Origin of the sequence: Paenibacillus sp. KS1 (genome assembly GCF_001680695.1) — a bacterium.
GTDB classification, from domain to species: domain Bacteria; phylum Bacillota; class Bacilli; order Paenibacillales; family Paenibacillaceae; genus Paenibacillus_B; species Paenibacillus_B suaedae.
Genome location: NZ_MAIS01000314.1, coordinates 1 through 412 on the forward strand (window position 1 = coordinate 1; position 412 = coordinate 412).

Below are 412 nucleotides of genomic sequence, written 5' to 3' on the forward strand. Positions count from 1 at the left end.
TCTACATACAAAAGCAGGCATTCGACTCTCTCATGCATGGTATGCTGCACAATTTTGGGCTTATTATACGTTCCTCTATTGCATTTATATGATGACCAAGAAAAAACTTTTTTTGCTTTCAATGATTTTCTCTTTATTCATAGCCATTTATATCACGCCATTATTTCACTTTGAAAACCAATTTACAGGATATAATGTATTTGTAGCTGATATTTTCGGAACTTTGATGTTTATCAATTTATGGATGGCAATATCAAGAGTTTTAGTGCAAATAAAAAATAAGTAACGTGAGACAAATAAAAACACCTTCAAGCATGTTCCCATTTCATAAGATTCGGGAGTCAACCTCGGAGATGTTCTTGCGTAGGCAACTTGCCATGTCTTTCTTAACAATTCGATATGCTCATCTCGA

The 412-nt window shown here is 34.0% G+C and carries 1 pseudogene; it reads left to right on the forward strand.

Features of this window, described 5'->3' with window-relative positions:
• Positions 1-286 (forward strand): annotated as a pseudogene (locus BBG47_RS30525) (hypothetical protein); the annotation flags it as partial.
• Positions 287-412 lie beyond the last annotated feature (126 nt).